The 21220-nt window shown below is 43.3% G+C and carries 22 protein-coding genes and 1 pseudogene; 14 read left to right on the plus strand and 9 right to left on the minus strand.

The window, feature by feature from the left end:
* Window positions 1–10: 10 nt before the first annotated feature.
* The 3 genes from MSWH1_RS01070 to MSWH1_RS01080 are packed head-to-tail and all read right to left on the minus strand — an operon-like array spanning window position 11 to window position 4570.
* Window positions 11–1066 carry a COG1361 S-layer family protein gene (locus MSWH1_RS01070; protein ID WP_048130144.1) on the minus strand — a complete coding sequence of 352 codons (1056 nt, stop codon included), beginning with the start codon at window positions 1064–1066 and terminating at the stop codon, window positions 11–13.
* Entirely contained in the window at window positions 1059–2213 is a 1155-nt protein-coding gene (locus MSWH1_RS01075) for a COG1361 S-layer family protein (protein WP_048125329.1), read from the minus strand. The genes MSWH1_RS01070 and MSWH1_RS01075 overlap by 8 nt, the downstream gene beginning before the upstream one ends.
* Window positions 2210–4570, minus strand: coding sequence for an RND family transporter (locus MSWH1_RS01080; RefSeq protein WP_048130145.1), 2361 nt, complete (start codon window positions 4568–4570; stop codon window positions 2210–2212). Before MSWH1_RS01080 ends, MSWH1_RS01075 begins: the two co-directional genes overlap by 4 nt.
* 227 nt (window positions 4571–4797) lie before the next feature.
* Here MSWH1_RS01080 and MSWH1_RS01085 point away from each other — a divergent pair, with 227 nt between their 5' ends.
* From MSWH1_RS01085 to MSWH1_RS01095, 3 genes are all read left to right on the plus strand, one after another.
* A complete protein-coding gene (locus MSWH1_RS01085; RefSeq protein WP_048125330.1) occupies window positions 4798–5565 on the plus strand; it encodes a TrmB family transcriptional regulator in 768 nt (255 codons plus the stop codon).
* Between the two features lie 216 nt (window positions 5566–5781).
* On the plus strand, window positions 5782–6441 hold the full coding sequence (locus tag MSWH1_RS01090; protein WP_048130146.1) for an MBL fold metallo-hydrolase: 660 nt from the start codon (window positions 5782–5784) through the stop codon (window positions 6439–6441).
* Between the two features lie 61 nt (window positions 6442–6502).
* Complete coding sequence (locus MSWH1_RS01095) at window positions 6503–6826, plus strand: ribonuclease P protein component 4 (protein ID WP_048125332.1); 324 nt, start codon at window positions 6503–6505, stop codon at window positions 6824–6826.
* Between the two features lie 32 nt (window positions 6827–6858).
* Here MSWH1_RS01095 and MSWH1_RS01100 read toward each other — a convergent pair whose 3' ends face one another.
* Entirely contained in the window at window positions 6859–7149 is a 291-nt protein-coding gene (locus MSWH1_RS01100; RefSeq protein ID WP_048125335.1) for a hypothetical protein, read from the minus strand.
* Window positions 7150–7326: 177 nt separating this feature from the next.
* Entirely contained in the window at window positions 7327–7632 is a 306-nt protein-coding gene (locus MSWH1_RS01105) for a signal recognition particle protein Srp19 (protein WP_048130147.1), read from the minus strand.
* Window positions 7633–7815: 183 nt separating this feature from the next.
* Between MSWH1_RS01105 and MSWH1_RS01110 the strand changes: the two genes are divergently transcribed.
* From MSWH1_RS01110 to MSWH1_RS01120, 3 genes are all read left to right on the plus strand, one after another.
* Window positions 7816–8073: a hypothetical protein gene (locus MSWH1_RS01110; RefSeq protein WP_048125337.1), complete on the plus strand. Its 258-nt coding sequence runs from the start codon at window positions 7816–7818 to the stop codon at window positions 8071–8073.
* 241 nt (window positions 8074–8314) lie between these two features.
* The gene (locus MSWH1_RS01115) at window positions 8315–9172 is read left to right on the plus strand and encodes a DUF5803 family protein (RefSeq protein WP_231585693.1); all 858 of its coding nucleotides are present in this window, start codon (window positions 8315–8317) and stop codon (window positions 9170–9172) included.
* Window positions 9173–9314: 142 nt separating this feature from the next.
* The gene (locus MSWH1_RS01120) at window positions 9315–9965 is read left to right on the plus strand and encodes a type IV pilin (RefSeq protein ID WP_231591860.1); all 651 of its coding nucleotides are present in this window, start codon (window positions 9315–9317) and stop codon (window positions 9963–9965) included.
* 19 nt (window positions 9966–9984) lie between these two features.
* Here the strand turns inward: MSWH1_RS01120 and MSWH1_RS01125 are convergent, their stop codons facing one another.
* Window positions 9985–10371: a class I SAM-dependent methyltransferase gene (locus MSWH1_RS01125; RefSeq protein WP_369798572.1), complete on the minus strand. Its 387-nt coding sequence runs from the start codon at window positions 10369–10371 to the stop codon at window positions 9985–9987.
* Window positions 10372–10891: 520 nt separating this feature from the next.
* Between MSWH1_RS01125 and MSWH1_RS01135 the strand changes: the two genes are divergently transcribed.
* Genes MSWH1_RS01135 through MSWH1_RS01160 form a run of 6 tightly spaced genes read left to right on the plus strand, consistent with a single transcriptional unit; the run spans window position 10892 to window position 16835 of the window.
* The gene (locus MSWH1_RS01135; RefSeq protein WP_231585694.1) at window positions 10892–11503 is read left to right on the plus strand and encodes an FmdE family protein; all 612 of its coding nucleotides are present in this window, start codon (window positions 10892–10894) and stop codon (window positions 11501–11503) included.
* A gap of 18 nt (window positions 11504–11521) precedes the next feature.
* Window positions 11522–12562, plus strand: a complete 1041-nt coding sequence (locus MSWH1_RS01140; protein ID WP_048125346.1) for a 4Fe-4S binding protein — start codon at window positions 11522–11524, stop codon at window positions 12560–12562.
* On the plus strand, window positions 12563–14317 hold the full coding sequence (locus MSWH1_RS01145; RefSeq protein WP_048125348.1) for a formylmethanofuran dehydrogenase subunit A: 1755 nt from the start codon (window positions 12563–12565) through the stop codon (window positions 14315–14317).
* A 4-nt stretch (window positions 14318–14321) separates the two neighbouring features.
* Window positions 14322–15131 carry a formylmethanofuran dehydrogenase subunit C gene (locus MSWH1_RS01150; protein ID WP_048125349.1) on the plus strand — a complete coding sequence of 270 codons (810 nt, stop codon included), beginning with the start codon at window positions 14322–14324 and terminating at the stop codon, window positions 15129–15131.
* A gap of 10 nt (window positions 15132–15141) precedes the next feature.
* The gene (locus tag MSWH1_RS01155) at window positions 15142–15531 is read left to right on the plus strand and encodes a molybdopterin dinucleotide binding domain-containing protein (protein ID WP_048130149.1); all 390 of its coding nucleotides are present in this window, start codon (window positions 15142–15144) and stop codon (window positions 15529–15531) included.
* Window positions 15532–15533: 2 nt separating this feature from the next.
* Window positions 15534–16835 (plus strand): formylmethanofuran dehydrogenase subunit B, encoded by a 1302-nt coding sequence (locus tag MSWH1_RS01160; RefSeq protein ID WP_048125351.1) that lies wholly within the window; start codon window positions 15534–15536, stop codon window positions 16833–16835.
* Window positions 16836–16975: 140 nt separating this feature from the next.
* Here MSWH1_RS01160 and MSWH1_RS17725 read toward each other — a convergent pair whose 3' ends face one another.
* Window positions 16976–17143, minus strand: a complete 168-nt coding sequence (locus tag MSWH1_RS17725) for a Rossmann-like domain-containing protein (RefSeq protein ID WP_082087991.1) — start codon at window positions 17141–17143, stop codon at window positions 16976–16978.
* Window positions 17144–17370: 227 nt separating this feature from the next.
* Between MSWH1_RS17725 and MSWH1_RS01170 the strand changes: the two genes are divergently transcribed.
* Window positions 17371–18120, plus strand: a complete 750-nt coding sequence (locus MSWH1_RS01170; protein ID WP_048125355.1) for an SIMPL domain-containing protein — start codon at window positions 17371–17373, stop codon at window positions 18118–18120.
* Window positions 18121–18367: 247 nt separating this feature from the next.
* Here MSWH1_RS01170 and tnpA read toward each other — a convergent pair whose 3' ends face one another.
* Window positions 18368–18763, minus strand: a complete 396-nt coding sequence (gene tnpA / locus MSWH1_RS01175) for an IS200/IS605 family transposase (RefSeq protein ID WP_048125357.1) — start codon at window positions 18761–18763, stop codon at window positions 18368–18370.
* 49 nt (window positions 18764–18812) lie between these two features.
* Between tnpA and MSWH1_RS01180 the strand changes: the two are divergent.
* Window positions 18813–19827 (plus strand): annotated as a pseudogene (locus MSWH1_RS01180) (RNA-guided endonuclease TnpB family protein); the annotation flags it as partial.
* 174 nt (window positions 19828–20001) lie between these two features.
* Here MSWH1_RS01180 and MSWH1_RS01185 read toward each other — a convergent pair.
* Window positions 20002–21012 (minus strand): GNAT family N-acetyltransferase, encoded by a 1011-nt coding sequence (locus MSWH1_RS01185; protein ID WP_048130150.1) that lies wholly within the window; start codon window positions 21010–21012, stop codon window positions 20002–20004.
* Window positions 21013–21220 lie beyond the last annotated feature (208 nt).

Raw genomic sequence — 21220 nt, forward strand, 5'->3', positions numbered from 1 at the left:
CGCCTTCACTTTAAACCTGTTTCTTTCTTCTTAACATAACTAAACAGGCGCCTAGCACCATTACAATACCTGCTCCCAGCTCATATCCCGGAAGCGTCTGTTTAGCAGGCAGGACTTCTGTGTTGATCTTTACGGTATCTGAGACCCGGTCGTGCCCGTCCGAATCTTCATAGAGAATCTCACTGCTCAGGGAGTATGGCTTTGGAGTTGCAGTTTCGTCTACATCCATATCAAAAACGGCAACAGCTTCTTCCCCCGGATTCAAAGTCCCAAGGTAAGCCTGGTCGTCAGTAGTACTGAAAGGATCAGCTGCACTGACTCTTACAGTCGCGTCTTTTGCAGGTTCTTCTCCTGTGTTTTTGTATGTGACGTAAATCATCCCACTTTCGCCAGGGTAAAGGTCACCTGTTACATTTGCGGCTTCAAAGTAAGGTTCTTTTTTGACTTCTACATATATTGTCTGGGTTTGAGTCTTGTTTTCATACCAGATACCTACATCCTTGTTTGTCACAATGCCTGTAGTAGTATCATACTCATCTCCTCCCAGCTGAACATTGTTCTGATACTTGTATGCAAGTTCAAGGTTAAGGGGATATGTACCTGCAGAAGCGTTTTTATTGATTTCTATGGTGAACTTTGTGGGGCTGGAGCTCTGTTTCCCCTGTTTGAGAGTGCCTGCTTGCTGGGCTCCCGATTTGACTTTAATGTTTGGATCATCGGATTTAAGAGTTGCAAGAATGCCTATTGCTGTTGTAACCTGTGCCTCATACTGCATTTCTGTCTGCTGGAGAACCAGATCCACAGACTCTCCAAATTTCACGTCTTTATCAGCCTCAAAGCCTGTGATTTCTCCCTTATTCATCATTTCAATACTGAGGGTAACAGTATCTCCTCTGGAATACTCATTGTCTCCAATGAGTGTTGCATTGATGTCAGGGCTTCCATAAACATTATAATAATTCTCACTAATATCAAAATTTTTGGGTAAAGCAGCCTGCGCTGGCAGGACTACAGAGCAGAGGATCAGAAGAGTTATGGCCGTAGCAAATAATCCATTTTTATTCATTTTCATCACCTGATGCTTTTTCATCGTTTGGTGCATTTTCTTCATTCCTGTTTCTTTTCCGGTGTACATTTATGATCTGGTAAAGGGCGATAACGATAATCAGTATAATTGCTATTCCTGTTGTGCTGAATTTTTTCTCTGTAGCTTCAAGAGGTATGTTCACTTTCATGTTTTCAGAAAACGATGTCTTTCCGTCTTCATCAACGTATTTTATTTCACTGTTAATTCCGTAGTTCTTTACAAGGGCTTCCTTGTCTGCCGATATTTCAAAACTTGCAGTTTTCTCTTCACCGGGACCTATGTCCCCAAGCCTTACTATGGATTTCTCAGTGCTCAGGGGACTCATGACGATTATCCGGGCTAAAGCGTCTTCTGCTATTTCTTCTCTTGTGTTTTTATAGGTGACATTGATGAGTTTGCTTTCTCCCTGTACAAGGATTCCGGAGACATTGATTACTTCGAATTTAGGTCCGCTTTTTACGGAAATGGGTATTCTGAGAGTTTCTTTCTTTGTTTCATACACTCTTGCAAATTCTACACCCGTAACCCCGAGATTTATTGCATCCGCAGTTACAGTTTTAACATTTGCCTGGTACTGGTAAGTTACAGGCAAGAGGAGCTCATAATCCCCGGCAGGTGTGTAGCTGTTTATTTTGATGGTGTAACTGAGGGTTGATGTGTGCCCCGTTTCAAGTTCTTCTACACTCTGAGGATTAGATTTGGACTCGACCTCAATGTATTTTGTGTTCGATTGGAGGGTGGCCTCGATATCTTTTGCTGTTGTAGCTTCTTCCTCTTCCTCCATCTCTGCCAATGCAACTGTTTCCTCAGTGGAGTCGTTTATTAGTCTCTGGTTTGCATTGAGCCTCTTAAAACCGTCTATTACTCCGGTGTTTGCGATTTTCACCTTCAGGTCTACTGTTTCTCCTCTTGTTAACTCGGGATCCCCTGTCACTGATGCTTTTATAATTGGCTCTCCGTAGCTCTTGTAGTAATCTACAGTAGAGCCCTGATCCAGAACAATGAAGTTCGTTTCATCGTCCCCGAGGGCTGGAAGTGCAGTTACTGATACAATTAATAGAATTAACGCAAATGTAGTAACTTTCTTAATCATTTTCTGCCTTAATTTTTTGGGCACTGGTATCATATCTCGGCCCCCTGAATTTGTTTTTTTATCTCTGTTTCTTTTTCTGTTTCCCTGATTCCTTTTCTCCTATCCCTCCAGGCATCAAGGAATACTATCAGTGGTGGGAAGACCACAAAGGTTGCCAGGAGAGCCAGCATGACATCGATAACTGTAACCATACCGAAGTCGGATATCATGGGAAAAGGAGAAGCTAGCAGGGCCATAAATCCAAATACGGTAGTAGCTCCTGAAGCAACGATTGCGCTTCCTATTTTGGAACTGGCCATATGGATTGCTTCCATAGGACTTTGTCCTTTATCTTTTTCCTCAAAGTAACGTTCCATCATGAGGACAGCATATTCGGACCCCACTCCTAAAATCAAAGCTCCTAGAGTTGCTGTTAGAGGAGTATAGCTGAGGTTAAGGGAGCTCATGATTCCTCCTGACCAACCGATAACTATTACCATTGGAATTACAGGGACAAGGGCTTTCATCCAGTCTCTATAAACAATATAAAGCCCTGCGAGCACGAGGACAAGACCGAGGAAAGTCATTGCTACCCTTCCACTGGTAAGAGCAGTAATAACCTCTATAAAGACGACCGAATTTCCGGTAATCGTGGCCGTGACACCCGGAGGAGCTGGCATCCACTGCATATCCTGCTTAACGATGTTTGTAAGTTCTTTAATACCTATTACCTTGATGTCTGAAACTGCATTTCCTATATTGAAGTTCAGAAGAAGCATGTTTTTTCCGTACATGTAGCGGTCCTTCTGCGCATCAGGGATTTCTGAATAAATATCCTCTATCTCCTGTGTGGTGTCAGGAATCACTCCACCATTTCTTTCCTTTACGAGAGATACGATACTCGAGGCGCTGTAAATGTGGCTACTGGTTGCCACTTCATGTTCGGAAAACTGGTCAATCCATTTCAGGACATCAGGGTTGGCGGTGTTCTCAACTTTTATTATAAGATTTAATTCGTCGCTCCCTCCCATTATATCCCCCATGTGTTTGAGATCCACAAGAGAAGGCATATCCTGGGGTACAAATTCTTGAACGTCAGTCTGGATAGGGACGGACTGATCGAGGTATATACCGCTAACGCAGAGTAAGGCTGCGACTCCCAGTACGATAATATCGTATTTGATAGTCAGGTCCGTGGTTTTCTGGAGGATGTTTCCTATTAGGTGGTTGCTTTCTCTCTCTCCATCGGGTTTTTTCTTCTTTCTCGAATCTGCAGGCTTTATCTTATTTGTTACCTTTCTCAAGGGGTTTTTATCTGAATAACTATCAAATATTGAAATTGTTGTAACACCTACGAATATGGAGGAGAGGTAACACATGGCAATGCCTATCAGGAGCAGTTTCCCAAAGTCCTGGATCATTGGCACAGAAGATGTGAAAAGGGAGAAAAAGCCAAGGGCTGTCATTGTTAGAGCGATGAGGACTGCAGGACCAGTGTGCTTTACGGTTTCTATAACTGCTTTTGTTTTGTTCCCTTTTTCCTGCAGTTCTTCTTCAAGTCTGTTTTGGAACTGGATAGCATAGTCGATTCCTACGCCTATCAGGATCGGGAACGCAGACATTGAAACCATGGACATGGGAATTCCGACATAACCCATAGCTCCGAAGGTATAAATAATACCGAGAAGAACTACTGGCAGAGGAAGAAGACACCAGCGGACATGTCTGAACACGATTAGCAGTACAATAACCATGAAAATAGCTGAAAGCCCTAAAAGTATACCCATACTGGAATTCATTTCATAGTTCATGGAGTTTTGGAATGCCGGGTCGCCTGTAACGATAATATTGTAAGAAGGTGGAAATTCTGCAAACGGGACTGCATCTTCAGTAGCAGTAAGGATATCTTGCTGAGTTTTGTCATTGGTTGAACCGGCCATAACTACGGAAATCAGCATATGGGTATTGTCAGGGATAATCTGGTTGAAAATAGCAGGATTTCCGTCTATAATAGCTTCTATTTCTTCATCGTTTTCGGGAAGTTCATACCTCCCTGTTGTCCTGTAGTTGACAGCTTTGATAAGAGAGGCAGGGCTTGTAGTCTCAATCACTCCATTCGTTGCCGCAAGCTGATGTTCTAACCTGTCCACAGCCTCCATCAGGTCAGCATTCTTCACCTCGTTGCCCTCTACCATTACAACAATAGACTGTGTCTGAAAAATATTCTGATAAAGGTGATCGTAGTTCTGGTAGAGAGGGGAATCTTTTCCTACAAAGGTCTCTGTTCCTGATTTCATCTCAATTAGCTGTGCACCCTGTGTCGCTATGATTATGAACAGGAAAGCTATCATGAGTACGGAAAAACGGTTATTCTGAATTAAAAACCCCAGTTTTTCAAAATATTTTTTAATAGTCAATTCCTCTCCTAGTTTTGTTAATATGAAATTCGATTTAGGGACCTTGATTTACATATTCAACCTGTCGTTTTTTCCTTTGGGCTGGAGGTTCCCCATTCGAGGCTTGTTATTATTACATTCATATCCTTTTTATACTGTATGATTTTTTTTAAGCATTGTAGATTTGGTGACGTATTATAGATAGAAAAGATTTAAATCTATTGTTACTTTAGGGGTAACAAATGTTTTCACAACTTAATCCTCAGCTAATTAACAATCTGGAACGGCTAGGGCTAACTGAAAACGAGGCAAAGGTCTATGTTGGGGTTGTCAGTTTGAGGGAGGCTACAGCCAGAGAAGTCCATGAACTCACTAATGTGCCAAGAGCCAAGATATACGAAGTCCTTAAAGTGCTGGCAAAGAAGGGTTATCTGGAAGTTCGCCAGGGCTCTCCAACCTATTTTCGTGCAGTTGACCCCAAGCAGGTAATAGGCAAGATAAAAGACGAATTCATTAACTGTGCAATCGAGACGCTTGACCAGCTCAATGAATTAAGTTATGAACTTCCTAAAACCTCTCCTGTCTGGTGTATCCAGAGTGAGTGGGGTATAAAAAACAGAATCCTTGAAATCCTGAGCGAGGCAAAGGAAGAACTCATTATTTTCTCATCCAATCCTGAATATCTGCAGGAGTTTGAAGCGGCACTACAAAAACTGCAAAAAACGTGCAGGTTAATTTTTATTGTGGATGAGATTGATAAATTCAAATCGCTGCCTTTTGAGTTTAGAGAAGTTACTCAAGAGTTTAAAGATTTTATCAATGATATTGTAATTGACGGTGCTGAGTACAAAGAAGAACTCTTCATTATTGCTGACGGGAAAGAATCGATTGGTGTCCACAGTGCAGGAAATAAAAGAGAAGCAGTAGTCATCAGAATGCCTGTTGTCTGTTATCTTCAGAAGATGATCTATAATAAGGTACTGGAGCCAGGTTTCGTCAAAAAGGACTGATAACCGGTCTCCATGTCCAAATTTTAAAGTTATTCTTAAACTCCAGAAAGCTTGTTCTTGAACCCTTTAAAATCATACGGTTGCCCGGAATTTTAAGGGATCTTTTTTCTCTATATAATAGAGTCAACGCTGTCGGATACTATTAATATAATCCCGGGACAATCTTTCTATAAGTTTTTCTCGCAGGCTCAGTTACGGAGCCCGAAGGTGTATGAAATGAACAGTGTAAAGATTGAGGATGTTACTATTCAGTGGTTAGGCAACTCTGGTTTTTTACTTGAAGGGGACGGCAAAAAGATCTATATTGATCCCTATGAACTCAGTGAGGAGCCGGCTTTTGATGATAAAGCAGATATCCTGTTGATAACTCATGAGCACTTTGACCACTGCAGCCCTGAGGATATTCGGAAAGTCCGGAGGTCTGACACAACCACGTTGATCCCCGAGGGCTGTTCCCTTGAGTTCCGGGGTGATGCCCGGAGGGTTGAGGAAGGCGATATTCTGGCTGACGGGCTTGAGATTAAAGGGGTTCGGATTGAGGTAGTTCCAGCCTATAACCTTGATAAACCATACCATCCCAGAGGGCTTGGTGTGGGGTATATCATAGAACTCGAAGGATTGAGGATCTACCATGCAGGAGACTGTGATTTCTTTTCGGAGATGGAGACTTTCAGTGCCGATATAGCTCTTCTGCCCATCGGGGGCACGTATACGATGGATGAAGAGGAAGCCGCAAGTGCAGCAGCAGTTATCTCTCCAGGTTTTGTCATTCCCATGCACTACGGTTCAGAAGGAGTCAACGGAGATCCCGAAAGGTTTAAAACTCTTGTACACAGCAAGAATCCAGATATTAATGTGATCATTCTTGACTCCTGATTTTGCTTTTTAAGAGAAAGGCTGAAACAGGATTCCCTGGTCAGAAAAGGATCGGTCTACAATGCCTAAAGTAGCCAGAAAACACCAGAAAAACCTTATTCGGAATATAGCAACTCAACGTATGTGGCGGCTTTTTGAGCTTGCGAAAGTTGAGTTTCTAGAAAACCCTGAGCGCAGCAGGCGTTATGTGCAGCTCATACGAAATATCTCTATGAGGAACAGGATGAGCATTCCAAGGGAAATTAAAAGCAGGATCTGTAAACACTGTTATACATTTCTTATGCCTGGACATAATGCCCGTTACAGATTGAAAGGAGGGTTTATTGTCGTATCCTGCGAACACTGCGGAAAAGAAATGAGATATCCTTATAAAAAGTTAAAGTAAAGACTAATTGCATGCTGTATTCTGAATCTATATCAAATAAGCAGCGAGGTTAGAACTTCTTTTACCACGTAGGTAGCAACGAGGATCACTACCGCAGCCATGAGGTATGTAAAAACGTTTTTGTAAACTACATTCCTTTCTGATCCTGCCTTTATTCCAAGGGCTCCGGGACAATTTGAACAGGAAGCAGCTCCACACCCGCATCCAAGAGTTATTTCTTTGTATGGACTCTGGGCAATGTTTTTGGAACTACCTGATCCATCATTTATGACAGGTAGTATTTTTTTGTTATTTTCAGACATATCTGCAGGTTTTGTTTTCAAATGATATAAACATTCTTTTTAGTTCTCGATACAGTTTCTCAGTCATCGTCTCTCGTAAGAGTCTCTATGAGATTATTGTCTCTATGAGATTATTATATTTATCCTATATATAATCTCTATCTTATATATCGGCGTCTGATATATGTTTACTACGGTTAAGAACCTGTAACTTATAATTCATGTTCTTGCAGGTGCTTCTTTGCTTCTCATTTTTTTAATTGACAAAGAGATCTGCTTTGCAATTACGGATTTTGGACCTTTATCATCCACGAGCACCCTTCCGCTGACTTCCCACCAGGATTTTGGATAGGCTTTCTCAGGCTCTACTTCAGGGTTCAAGCCCAGCTGTTTGGCAGCTTCTTTAATCTCATTCAGATGCGGATCTTTTATGGAATTTTTTCGAGAGATTATTCTTCCACTACTTCTGGATCTAGCTTGGTCAATGTATGCAGGCCAGATTACAAGTTTTCCTCTATCTTTCATCATCATGCTATCTTCGTTCTAAATTGCTTTCATCAAATTTAAAACTGCCCGGCAGCTTCTAAAGTCCCGAAGTCTTTTTTTATCAATGTAAAGGTTCTGGCTTTTATCCGGACCCATAACCTGTAACTATTTATCTTCCTCTGACAATATCTTTCCCTGATAATTTCTGTATGGTGTATTTCCATGATTCCGGTGTTTTCAATTGATGAAAAAGTTAGAGCTTACATCAGGAAGAGCGGGCAGGACTTCCGGCTTTCCACTTCTTCAGACGGCCCTGTGCTTCTTCCGCTTGGGGAATCCTCTCCCAAAGCCTCTGACATGAAAATCCTTGTTGGCAGCAATGTTCTTTACGTTTCCAAACTTCAGGCAAAATATATCAAAAAAATTGACTGGCCTATGGTAGAAAGGTCTCTGAATTCTTCAGGAGAATCAAAAACATGAGCTTGAGCTTTGGTTGATATTTTTATTGTTACGCAATAAGTTTTTACTTTTCTGTTAGCTAAACCGTAGCTATTTTGTGTTCTCTTTCTGACAGGTTATCCGTTTTGTTTATTAAGAAGAGAGAGCATAGGATAAAGGCTGACCTGTTGCAGATACTGCAAGCTTCGCTCTAAATAAGAGGTAAATTGCTGCAGGTTGAGAAGAGATCGCTTCAAGCCCAAGGGAGAATTCTTCCGTGAAAATGAGAACAAAAAGTGTATTTATGCTCCTTGCCCTGCTGGTGGTCTTCATGTCGGGCTGTATTGATCAAAAGAAGGAGATCTTTCTGGATGAGCCCGGCAATGTCTCGAATTATGTATTTGAGGTTTTCCTGGATGAGTGGGATAATGAAATTCCAGCAAATACCACCACATATTACATTCTGGGAGATAATACAGAGGTACAGGTCGTCAACATCGTCATAAATAGCAGTAAGCTTGAAATTTTCCCGCCTGATTCCCTTGGCGGTGGATCCAATGAAGACCCTATTAAAAATTTCGTACTTCTGGTGGAACCTGCAAACGAAACTGTGGCAAGTTCAAGAACTTTTCTGAGGCTTTCAAACAGCAGCAACTTTTCGGATATCAATTATACTCTTACGCAGGAAATTACCCGGAACATAAAGGTAATAAACCTTGAATTTGAAGAACCCGTTACAGGTTTTATTGCATACACCCTTGATACACCCGGAACTCAGAGTTTTGCCTTTATGAAACCTGACTCCGAGTTCATCCGTGTGGTTCTTCCGAAGGGTTTTGTAACAGGGAATAGAGTATTCGGGATTGCAAGGCCTTCCCCACATTACACAAGCGTCGATGAGGAAGGAAGGCAGACTCTTCTGTGGATCTCTTCTAGGATGGAAGAACGGGAAGAGGTTATTCAGGTTAAATACTATGCTGAATCCGCACCCATGTATTTCTTCGCTGCAATTGTAGCCTTGCTCTTCGGGGTTGTTACGGTGCTTTCGCGTTATTCCAGAAGCAAAAAAGAATTGGAAAGCGTTCGGGAGATTCTCGAACTCGAAAAGGAATATGAGGAGAAAGACCGTCGGAAAAAATAAATAACCGAGGCAATATCCTCCTTCTTTTTTTCTTGTATTTTTTTGACGACAAGACTATATTTTGTCTGATACAAAATTATTTATTCATTCTCTGCGTATTATAGTCTCGATGAAGGCGTGGGGAAGTCTCCGGCATAAAAATTTGTATTTCTTTAAATCTTCACTCGAAGGTCTCTCTCCTGTTGTCGGCTCTCTTCTCCTTTTGCTTATTGTTTTTGTGCTTGTGGGTGCGGTTGCCAGCAGCATTAATCTCTCTGGATGCAGGGCAAACTTTCAGCAACCTATGGCAAGAATTACTCTTGAATCCTGTGAAGGGGGAATTTACGGTGCTGGATCAGTAAGCAAATGGGTCACGTTTAAGGAAAATCAGATTGTCCTTATGCATGAGGGAGGAGATTCCCTTCCATTAAACTCTATCTCGGTAAGGATTTCCGGATATGGAAATTCTTTCCAGGGAAATATTTCGAATGGAAGTGGAAAAAGAATTGAAGGAGATGTAGGGGTTCTTTATCTGGATCTGAGCCAAAAAGGAAAAAATCCGGACTATATAATTCGAAATAGTGCAGTGATAGAAGACGGGTTCTGGGATGTGGGTGAAAAATTGATTCTTTGCGGAAGAGATAGTGCTATCGGGTCTATTTATTCCAGTGTTAAGGTCAGTGTAGGCGGGGTCGAGAAAACAAAGGATAATTACGGTTTCAAAGCGGGTTCTGAAATTACCCTGATGGTTATTGACAGCGAAGGCAGGAATGTCATTGCTGAAAGAAAAGCCGTTGTCAAGCTCGCCGATTGATCAATCATTTTGGTAAATTCTATCCGGTCCATATCAATACATTGGGCGAGGCGGAAGATGAAATCCCCGCCCACAAATTCAGCACTTTTTTCCAGTTCGTTACCGCGGTATCGGGGTATGGAAGGGTCCAGAGCAGGCTGCGGTTGATAAAAACGTCGAATGTATCCGGCTCAAAAGTATCCGGCTCAAAAGTATCCGGCTCAAAAGGAGGGTTTTCTGCATCTCCCTCCCCAAAAGTTACGTCATCTCTACGGGCTTTAGCCTTTGCTTCCACGGTTTTTAGCATTTTTCTGGAAATGTCAATTCCTGTTACTTTGTGCCCCATCTCCGCAAAGATCAAGCTTAACTTTCCTGTTCTGCAGCCGACAATTATTATAATGGTTACAAAAAGAGTGATGATATTTATGCAGGTCTTACTGTGGGCCTGATCAAAATCGAATCTTTTTTTTCAGTCAGGTTGCCCCGGAATAATAATATCTTCCTGTTTCTCATGGACAATCGGTCTTTTTCAAATAGGAATTTTCGCCGTTGTCCTATTTTTTGAAAGAAAATCCCTTTTTGATCGATAATTTTATAAAATAGCGGTTTATATATTTTGAGCGCAATAGTCTTGTCTTCCGTTTTTATAGGTATGTTACGCTTTACATATCTGGAAGTTGCAGGGTTTCGGCTGGTGGTTCTTTCCGGCGCTCTGGCCAATTAGGGGAGTTCTATCCCTCAAATTGGAGTTTCGTCCATCTGAATCATACTAAAACAAGAAGGTTCTGTCAAAAGTCAATTATAAGTACAGTGCATCCTTCTGTGTTATGTTGGAATTTACCTAATGTAATTACTCCAATTAACCTGGCTGTCTGACATTTACTATGTCTGGACCTTAATATTTTTCCCGTTATGTTTTTTTAAACATAACGGTGGAACCTGTGGTGGTGCATACATTGCATAAAAACTCAGATCAAGAGAAATACCAGATGGAGGCAATTCTGAAGCAGGTAAAGGACCCAGAACTGCTTTCACAGATTGAAAAGGTCGTCCCCTTTCACGGCTTCCTGACCTCAGGGGCATTAATTGGCATCCAGATGCTCAATATTGCAAAAAGGGAGCTCGATGTCCGGGACGGGGAACGCATATACGTGACCTGCGAAACGAAAAGCTGCATGCCCGATCCTTTCCAGATCCTTGCCGGAGCTACCATCGGAAACAACGGGTTGAAGATCAATAACCTGGGGAAAATGGCGGTCACGGTAAACAAACAGGCGCCTGAAGGGGTTCACGGCATAAAAGGTATCCGGATCATCCTTGACCCTGAGAAGACAAAGGATTATCCCAAACTTCACGCCTGGTACCTGAACACTGAAAAGCTTCCCCACGAAGAGGTCGTGCCTATTCTTCTGGCTGCAGGAGAAAAGGTGTATTCCTGGAAACCTGTGGAGCTTGAAGTTCCGGTTCGAAAGAAAAAGCGGATACAGTGCTGTAACAAATGCGGTGAAATGTTCATTCAACATAATAATGAGCTGCTGTGCGGCGGATGCACAGAATAACGCTGAGAGGTAAGCAAAATGCAAAATGATATGCGATTGTCTGTCTTTTCTGAAAAAAAAGACCGGCAGCTGGTTTATAAGCCTGAAAAATGCATTGGCTGTGGAACCTGCGTACAGGCGTGCCCTAAAGGTATCCTGGCGGTAGGTGCCGTGGGAGCTATAGCACGGGGGTTTCTGGATGCTGATTTCCTGGAAATGAAGGAGAGTGAAGACTGTATTGTTTGTGGAATTTGTGCAAGGGTCTGCCCTACAGGTGCTCTTGAGTTGAGGCAGGAAGGAAAAGTCCTCAATGACAATTCCTATCTCTTTGGAGCCATGAAACCAACTTCCGTAAATGATAACTGCGTCCACTGTGGGCTTTGTGAAGACATTTGTCCCAGGGGCTGTATTGAGGTTACCAGAGATATTTCAGAGGACGGAAGCCTGAAGCTGGTCGGAAAGACCCTCATTGATACTGAGTGCTGTATCCATTGTGGCTGGTGTGCTGCAGTCTGTCCTGTGGATGCTATTTCCGTAGAAAAACCCTTTGAAGGACGCTGGACCCGGGACGAGAATGTCTGTCAGACCTGCCATACCTGTGTGGAAGTCTGTCCTGCAAATGCTATTTTCAATAAAAAGGCTAAACCCGGAGAAAGAGTAGAAAAGATTAGTCACCGCCCTGATGCCTGCATTTACTGTGGGGCATGTGCTGTTGCCTGTCCTGTGGATGCCATTGATGTCAGGAAAACTGCAATCCTTCCGGAAATGGAGAAAAAGGGCCCCCTCGAGAAAAAACTGCTTGAAGTCCCTGTTCCGGAGGTTCTGCTCCGCACATGCCTGGAAACAGATGAAACTGCTTGTCTGGGCTGCGGAAACTGTGTGATCGTCTGTCCGGTAAACGCTCTCAATAATCGTGAACTCGCTGCAGGGCACCTGAACAACATGGATGAAAAAGCTCTCCTTGAGGTTAAAAACGGAAAAATTTCGGTCGTAAACCAGGACCTCTGCGGAGCAGACGGAGCATGCGCCCTTATCTGCCCTGTTAATGCAATCTGGCTTGTGAAAAGAGAGGTGGAATGAATGGCAGGAACAATTGCAATCAAGCACGGATACGTCTTTGACCCCCTCAACGAAATAAAAGGGGAGAGAATGGATGTTTTCATCAGGGACGGAAAAGTTGTAAAAGAGCTTTCTGCAGCCGAACTGAAAAACGCAAAGGTTATTGATGCCTCAGGTATGACGGTAATGCCTGGAGGAGTTGACTCCCATTCTCACGTTGCAGGTGCAAAGGTTAACGCCGGCAGGCTAATGAGGCCGGAAGACCACTATAAAGCGACTCTCCAGAAAACTTCACTCACCCATGCCGGTTCAGGATACACTGTTCCCTCGGTCTACAAACAGGGATATGATTACGCAGCAATGGGCTACACGACGGTCTTTGAAGCGGCAATTCCTCCTATTGAAGCCCGCCACACCCATGAGGAGATGAAGGCAACTCCTCTTCTTGACATGGGTGGGTACCTGGTGCTCGGGAACAACTTTTTCTTAATGCGTTATCTCCGGGACGGAGACATAGAAAAGGCTGCTGCATATGTTGCCTGGATGATGAAGACTCACAAGACCTATGGGATCAAATGCGTCAACCCTGCAGGAGTCGAAAACTGGGGCTGGGGTAAAAACGTAAGTTCGCTTGATGAGGCTAACATCCATTTTGAAATTACTCCAAGAGAGGTCATAAAAGGGCTTGCTGAGATCAATGAACGGCTTGGAATGCCAATGCCTGTCCACCTGCATGCAAACAACCTGGGTCACCCGGGATGTTATGCAATTACCAAAGATTCCCTGAAAATCCCTGACGGGGTAAAGCCCAAGCAGAATATGGACGTGGAATGGGCAGAAACTAAAATGGATCCTTCAAGAGATCGTTCCGTATATCTCACCCACCTGATGTTCAACAGTTTTGCAGGCACAACCTGGGGAGACTGCGAATCCGGTGTAAAAGATATTGCAGACTACATCAATAACAAAGACCATGTGGTAATCGATAGTGGGTGCACTCCCTTCGGAGAAGCAACAGTTATGACCGGAGACGGACCTGCTATTCACGACCTTTACACACTTACAGGAAACAAGTGGTCGAATACCGATGTTGAGATGGAATGCGGCTCAGGTGTCATTCCCTTTACCTATCTCAAGTCCAACCCCGTACACAGTTTGCAGTGGGCAATGGGACTTGAATGTCTCCTGCTTATCAACGACCCCTGGAAAACAATAATGACCACGGACAGTCCTAACGGTGGGCCGTTTACGAAATATCCTGAGGTCATGACCTGGCTCATGTCTGAAGCTTTCAGGAAGCAGACCTTCAGTGAGTGCCACAAATGGGCAAATGACAGGAGTGAACTCGGAGGCGTAAACCGGGAACTTTCTCTCTATGACCTTGCGATTCTTACCAGGGCTAACCCTGCTAAGACAATTGGAATGGTTCACAGAAAAGGCTCTCTTGGCGTGGGTGCAGATGGGGATGTTACAGTCTACAACATAAATCCGCAGCAGCTTGACCCGAACAACTACGAGACTCTCCTCAGGACCTTCAGGAAGGCAGAATACACCATAAAGGGAGGAGAAATCGTGGCTGCTAAGGGAGAGATCGTTTCCGTTCCCGAAAAGCGTACTTATTATTCCAAAGTTCACGTAGAAGACGAGCGGGAAAAGGAGATGCTGGCTGACGTTAATGAATGGTTCAGGTACTACACTCTGGGCTTTGCCAACTATCCGACTTCAGAGAAGTATCTGGAAAATCCGACTCCCATAAAGGTTAACGGTGAGAGGTGAAGTGATGTCAGAAGTAATTCTTATTCTTAAGAGAGAGATCGACATTAAACTGGAGGCAGATGCCATAACTCCTGACTCCTTTGCAGGCAAAAATGCTGAAGAAATCGGAAACCTGCTTATCTGGCAGGGGCCAAAGACCTATCCTCTTTCCGACTTTTTCGAAGTGAAAGGCAATGGAGGCAGTTCTGCAGCTGAGACTCTGATCCGCATAAAAGGCGATGTAAAGAGGGTCAAAAGGATCGGAGAAGGTATGAGTGCAGGAAATATTGAAATTGAGGGTTCCACAGGTATGCATGTGGGATCCGGGATGAAAGGAGGCGAGATCCTCGTATCCGGAGATGCGGATTCCTGGGCAGGCATGGAAATGCTTGGCGGGCTCTTGCACATTAAAGGCAACGCTGGAGACCACGTGGGCTGTGCTTACAGAGGCAAGTGGCACGGCATGAAAGGCGGGCGTATCGTGATCGAAGGCTCGGCGCGGCACCAGCTTGGAGGCGGCATGGACGGTGGGGAAATCCTGGTAGAAGGCAATGTTGAAGGCTTCTGCGGGATTCGCCAGAATGGAGGGCTCATCGTTGTGAAAGGCAGAGCTCTTCGCTGCGTTGGCGTTGAAATGGCAGCCGGTACCATAGTTGTCGGGGGAGTAATTGAACGCTTTACTCCGGGTTTCGAATATACAGGTATGGTAGATGGCTTCACCCAGGGTGGGGTTGAGTTATCTGGAAAATTCAAAAAGTTTACCGGGGACTATGCAATCAGCAAGCGGGCAAAAGGAGTGCTCTATGCAGCTGCAGATGCAAATCCGGAACTCTGAGGTGAGAGGTATGGAAGTATTACTCATTACCGGAAGTACGATTGATGAAGGCAGGCTTGCCAAAGGCGGGGACAAGTTAACAGACGATTATATCACGGAATGTGCATCCTGCTGGCTTTCCCCGGTTGATTTCTTGTCACTCTGCTCCCCCGAAAAAGTGAAGGTTACAAGTCGGAATGGGAAGCATTCTGTAGCGGTCTATACGAAATGTACGGATTCTGTCCAGCCAGGGCATGTGTTCATGCCGAGGGCTATCTGGTCCAATGTTATCATCGATCCTGATACCCTTTCTACGGGTTCTCCTCTCTATAAGGGCGCCCCCGTGCAGGTTGAGCCCACAGAAGAAGAGGTTCTGAGCGCCGAAGATGTAGTGCTTAAAGTTTATGTCGGAGGGCAGTGAGTATGATTTACAAAAACATAATCTGTCCTGTCTGCGGGGCGGCCTGCGACGATATCCAGGTTGAATTCGGAGAAGGAAAGATTGAAGCTAAAAATGCATGTAAGATGGGAAACGCCAAGTTTAAGGAGGTTGTAAGTTCCCACAGGCTCAGGCAGCCCCTTATGAAAAATGGAGGGAAACTTACCCCTGCCGCCTGGGACGAAGCCCTTGAAAAAGCTGCCGATATCCTTGTTTCGGCAAAGCGTCCCCTCCTCTTTATGGGCAGTGAGACCTCCTGTGAAGCGCATGAAGTCGGGCTCAAGATCGGAGAATACCTGGGTGCTATTGTTGATTCCAATGCAACAATCTGCCATGGGCCAACAGCCATGGGAATCCAGGAAGCCGGAAAAGTCGGCGCAACCGAAGGGCAGAAGAAAAACAGGGGTGACCTTATAGTCTACTGGGGAACAAACCCTCTTGAATCCATGCCGCGGCAAATGTCCAGGTACGGAGTCTTCCCGCGTGGATACTGGACCAAACGTGGGCGTTTCGACAGGACAATCATCACTGTAGACCCAAGAAAGACTCCAACAACAGAAGCTTCCGATCTGCACGTGCAGCTCAAGCCCAACTCGGACTATGAACTGATAAGTGCCCTTCTTACCCTGCTCCACGGTAAAACTCCTCATCCGTCGGTGGAAGAGGTCACAGGGGTCCCCATCTCAGTGATGGAAGAGATGCTCGATATGATGAAGAACTGCAACTTCGGTGCCATCTCAGTGGGGCTCGGGCTTTCTTCTTCAATCGGAAAGCACAGGAATGCCGAAATTGCCATGAATCTGGTAAAGGAACTGAACAATTATTCCAAGTTCACCCTGGGTGCACTCCGTGGTCACTGCAACGTGGCAGGCTTTAACCAGGTCGCTTCCTACATGTACGGTTACCCCTTCGGGCTTGACTTCATGCGGGGCCACCCGCGCTACAACCCCGGTGAATACACAACCGTGGACGTGTTGCGGGAAAAGGACGTGGACGCAGCTCTTGTAATGTGCGCTGACCTTGTCTGCCACATCCCTGCAGATTGCGCTTCTTACCTCGCTGAAATCCCCATGGTCTGCCTGGACATCGCTCCCTGCCCGACCACAGTTGCCTCGGATGTTGTACTCCCTGGAGTCATCGATGCAATGGAATGCGATGGGACCTTCTACAGGCTAGACGATGTGCCTGTACACTTTGAGCCATTCACAAGCTCTCCCTTCGAGTTCACCCAGAGCAACGAAGATACCTTAAAACAGCTTTTTGCAAAGATTAAAGCAAGGAAGTAATTCTTTTACAGGTTTTTTTCTTTCTGCACCAGGGAAGAAAAGTAATGGAAAAGGGGGCAAATCCCCTTTTATTTTTTGATAAGATACAGTACGGTATTTCATACTTTCCAATCCTACTTTTCTAATATTGTGAGTTTCTTCTAAAAGCAACCATTTCCCCGCAGCATTTGTGCAGCTTTTTTTGTTTCCCCTGCCTCGCTGATAACTATAAGCATGGTCACAGGGACAGTGATCCTGGTGCTCATTACCTCTATAATTCCTTTTTTGAAGAAGGGTTCCGGATAGAAAGGAGCGCTCGGTCCTGGCAGAACAACTTCCCTTGCTTCGCCCTTTCCACAGAGCCCCTTTTTTCATCTTTCACCCCCTTCCTCTTTCCATTACCTTATGTCTATTTTTCCTTCAATACTAGGTGACTGTGATAACTGCGACCGCAGTTGAAGTTTAAGGAATTCTTTAATATGTGCGCATACATCTATTATTTGCTAGAATTGGCTGAATCGCAGTTAACAAAGTATTGAACAAGGAGTATGTGAATATGTCACAGGAAAATAAAAACGATAAATCTTATTACGTTATCATTGCACTATCAATTGTTCTGGTGCTGATGTCAGCAACGATATACGCTATTTCTCAGAGTGGGTCCGAAAAAGATATGGAAAATACTATTTCCATGAGTGGGTATGCTGAACAGAAAATCGTCCCTGACACAGCAACATTGAGCATAGGTGTTGTAGTTCAGTCTGCAACTGCAAAGGAAGCGTCCGATGAAAACGCAGCTCTCATGAGCGCTGTAATAGCAGAACTCAAAGCAATGGGATTGCTGGATAAGGAAATACGGACATCCTATGTTTCTGTGTACCCTATATACAATTATGATAAAGAACAAACAATCACAGGTTACTCTGCATCCAACAGCGTGCAGATCACAACCACGAAGCTCGACAACCTGAGTGAGATCATTGACAGGTCCACAGCCGCCGGAGCTAATGAGATTGGAAGCATTTCCTTCTCAGTATCCGATGATATGCAAAAACAGCTTCGTGAAGACCTGATGAATGAGGCAGTCGCTGATGCATCATCAAAAGCCGCTACGCTTGCTAAGAGCCTGGGGGTTGAGATAACTGGCGTGCAGACCTCATCTGTAAGTGAAAACGGTGGTTCCAGGGTATATTACGATTACGATATGGATACGGTAGAAAAGGGCTCAGGAGCAGTTTCCACTCCGGTTCAGCCAGGCGAGTCTACCGTTTCAATGTCAGTACAGGTCACATACTACATTGAATAAGAAATTTGGACCAGACAGTTTGAACGCTGAAGTATACAAATGATCAGGGGTTGCAGATAGCGAATGTTGTTTGCAACTTCTCATGTCAATGTATTTTTTATGTATCATCCTTCTATGCATCATCCATCGGTTGACGCCTATGGTCTTCTCTTTTTACTTTTTAAGGAATTTTTTAATTAATACGTTTCTTTATATGAAGAAGCGTAAAACCCCTGAGTCTTTAGCTCAGGGGATATAAGCGTCAACTTCAACCCTGATTCCGTATGTAATATTCTGCCGCCTCTTTACTCACATTTCCGATAGTAAACGCAAAATAACCATCACTCCATAACGTATTCTCACCCCAATAATACTTTTTCATATATTCTTTTTGAGTTTTCCATAACCTGTTAGTATATTCTTGTTTCAATTTTCTGACAATTGACAAAACGCTAACTTTCGGCTCACTCTTGATCAAGAAATGAATATGGTCTTTGTCAGTTTCCATTTCAAGGATTTCAAAGTTAGACTCTTTTGAAATGTCAATCATAATCTGTTTGAGTTCTTCGCTAATTGGTTCAAGTATGACTTTTTGGTATTTGCAAACAAAAATAACATGATACATTAACAAAAATTTGCTATGATTCCGTGTTTCATACTTCATATTTACCAAAAAGTATGTATGTTGTTAAAGCATATTATGCCTTTGTATGATGCAAGCGTTCAAATTTAGACTCTATCCTACAACTACACAAGCTATTCAATTGAATCAGCATATAGGTAGCTGTAGATTTGTCTATAATTGGGCACTTGACCAGATAATTAAAACTTATGAGCAGACAGGGGAATCAATTTCCAGATTTGACTTAAACAAATTAATTCCTACTCTAAAGGTTTCTAATGAGTGGTTAGGAGAAGTTAACTCTCAATCATTACAGGGGATGACTAAGCACGTTGAATCCGCTTTCACTAGATTCTTTAGAGAGAAAACAGGGTTTCCCAAAGTTCAAATCAAAAAAGAATCCGATACAGTCTTTCCTGTACCTCAACACTACACTGTAAACTTTGAAAATAATACTATCAAGCTTCCTAAAATAGAACCAATTAAAGCAGTTCTTCACAGGAAGTTTGAAGGAGAGCTTAAAACGGCTACGGTATCAAGGACATGTAAAGGACATTACTACATCAGTATCCTTTGTTGAAGATGGAAAAGAACTTCCAGTAAAGGGAGCTTTCACAGAATCAACAACAGTAGGAATTGATGTAGGTATCAAAGACTTTGCTGTCCTTTCAACAGGAGAAAAGGTTGAGAATCCAAAGTACTTGAAAAACTCTCTTAAAAGGCTCAAAGTATTACAGAAAAGAGTCTCAAGGAAACAGAAAGGCTCTAAGAACAGGGCAAAAGCTAAACGAAGACTTGCTGTACTCCATGACAAAATAACAAATCAGAGAAATGACTTCCAGAACAAACTCTCTTTTAGACTTGTTAGCGAAAACCAAGCTGTAGCTCTGGAAACTCTAAATGTTAAAGGCATGGTTAAGAATCATCACTTAGCACAGGCTATAAGTGATTCTGCGTGGAGTAGTTTTGTAACAAAGTTGGAATATAAGGCTCAATGGTTTGGAAAAACCGTCCTGAGAATAGGACAATTTGAACCCTCTTCTAAGCTATGTAGTGTGTGTGGATACCACAATAAAGAGCTTCAGCTAAAAGACAGAGAATGGATTTGTCCAAACTGTAAAACCAAACACGATAGAGACATTAATGCCGCTATCAATATCAAAAAATTCGCTCTCATAGATCAGAATCTAATTGGATTATGACACCGTAGGGACTACGGGGATGAGCTTGGGGACTTGCCCTCAATAGAGGGAGGAATGAACCAAGAAGCCACTCAGTCTTTAGCTGAGTGGTAGTTCACGAGTGGTTTTGTATAGAGTTTTCGCGATTGAATATTTTTTACTCTCCAGGGTCACACTATAGTATGGAATCAGCTCAGGAGAAAAGCCCATAATAAAATCCACAAATGCAGGAATATTTGCTGCCATTACGTTCATGTATTTGAAGTCTCGGGAGTTCAGGTCAAGAAATTCATTATAATACAGATGAGCAATTGGGCCCAGATGAGCAAAATCAGGGTTCAGGGCTGCGGTCCAGATTACAGCACATTTCTTTCCGTACAGGTTTAAGTGAGCTGCAACAGCTTCACCCTCGGGAGTCTCTGAGACAAACATGTATCCAATGTTTTTTTCCTGAAATAGCTTAAATACTCTTTCATAAAACTCCTCTGGAAGAGGAGGTTCCAGTTTCTGTTTCTCATAGGCAAGTGAAAGCAGACGGTAATATGTTTCAGGGTCATTCAATGCCCTGGTTTTAAGTCCTGCCTCAGTTGCAGTTTTAAGTTCCATCTGTCTTTCCCTTGAAAGATTGCTGTCTATGTTTTCTTTCAGATACAGGTAATGGGTGTAATGCACGGCGGAATCCCATCCATTCCACGTAAACGGCCTTATATCCTCAAAACCTGGAGCGAACGTTAGATGAATGCTGTCAAATCCCTGCTTACAGAGAAATTCCCTGAGGGGATTGAGGATTTCGTGAGTTTCCTGCATGCGTTTGCTAGCTTTCGTGCTGGCACTCTCTTTTATAAGAGGTCCACTGTAGCTGGTCATTCTACAGGTTGAAGTTGCCACTTTCAATATTCCCCTGATATTTTTTACAAAAAGGGGGCATCCTCCCACAAGCTCGCCGTTTCTGAAACAGCCGTAGATTTTTAGATCTTTTGACAGGACATCCCTGCAAATTTCAAGCCAGTCACTGGTATGAAAGAGTGTACCTGGTTGAGCTTCTTCTACAAGTAGATCCCATTCTTTGTACTCAGATGGTAATAATTCTCTGACTTCAATTCCTTCCATTTTAAGCTCCATGCAAACAGATAATTATTTTCCCCAAAACAACTCAAAACTGTAAAAAGGCACTAAATTGTTTTTTATATTCGTGGCTATATATAAATTTCTTTGCCGGTTAAACCTTCTTCAAATCTATTTTTTAATGTTCATATTTTCCTGTTTTGTTTTTCTCTCTGTTTCTAAATATGAATTTCCTCCTAATTTATTATAAATT

It is taken from the genome of Methanosarcina sp. WH1 (assembly GCF_000970005.1).
In the GTDB taxonomy this organism is placed as follows: Archaea; Halobacteriota; Methanosarcinia; order Methanosarcinales; family Methanosarcinaceae; genus Methanosarcina.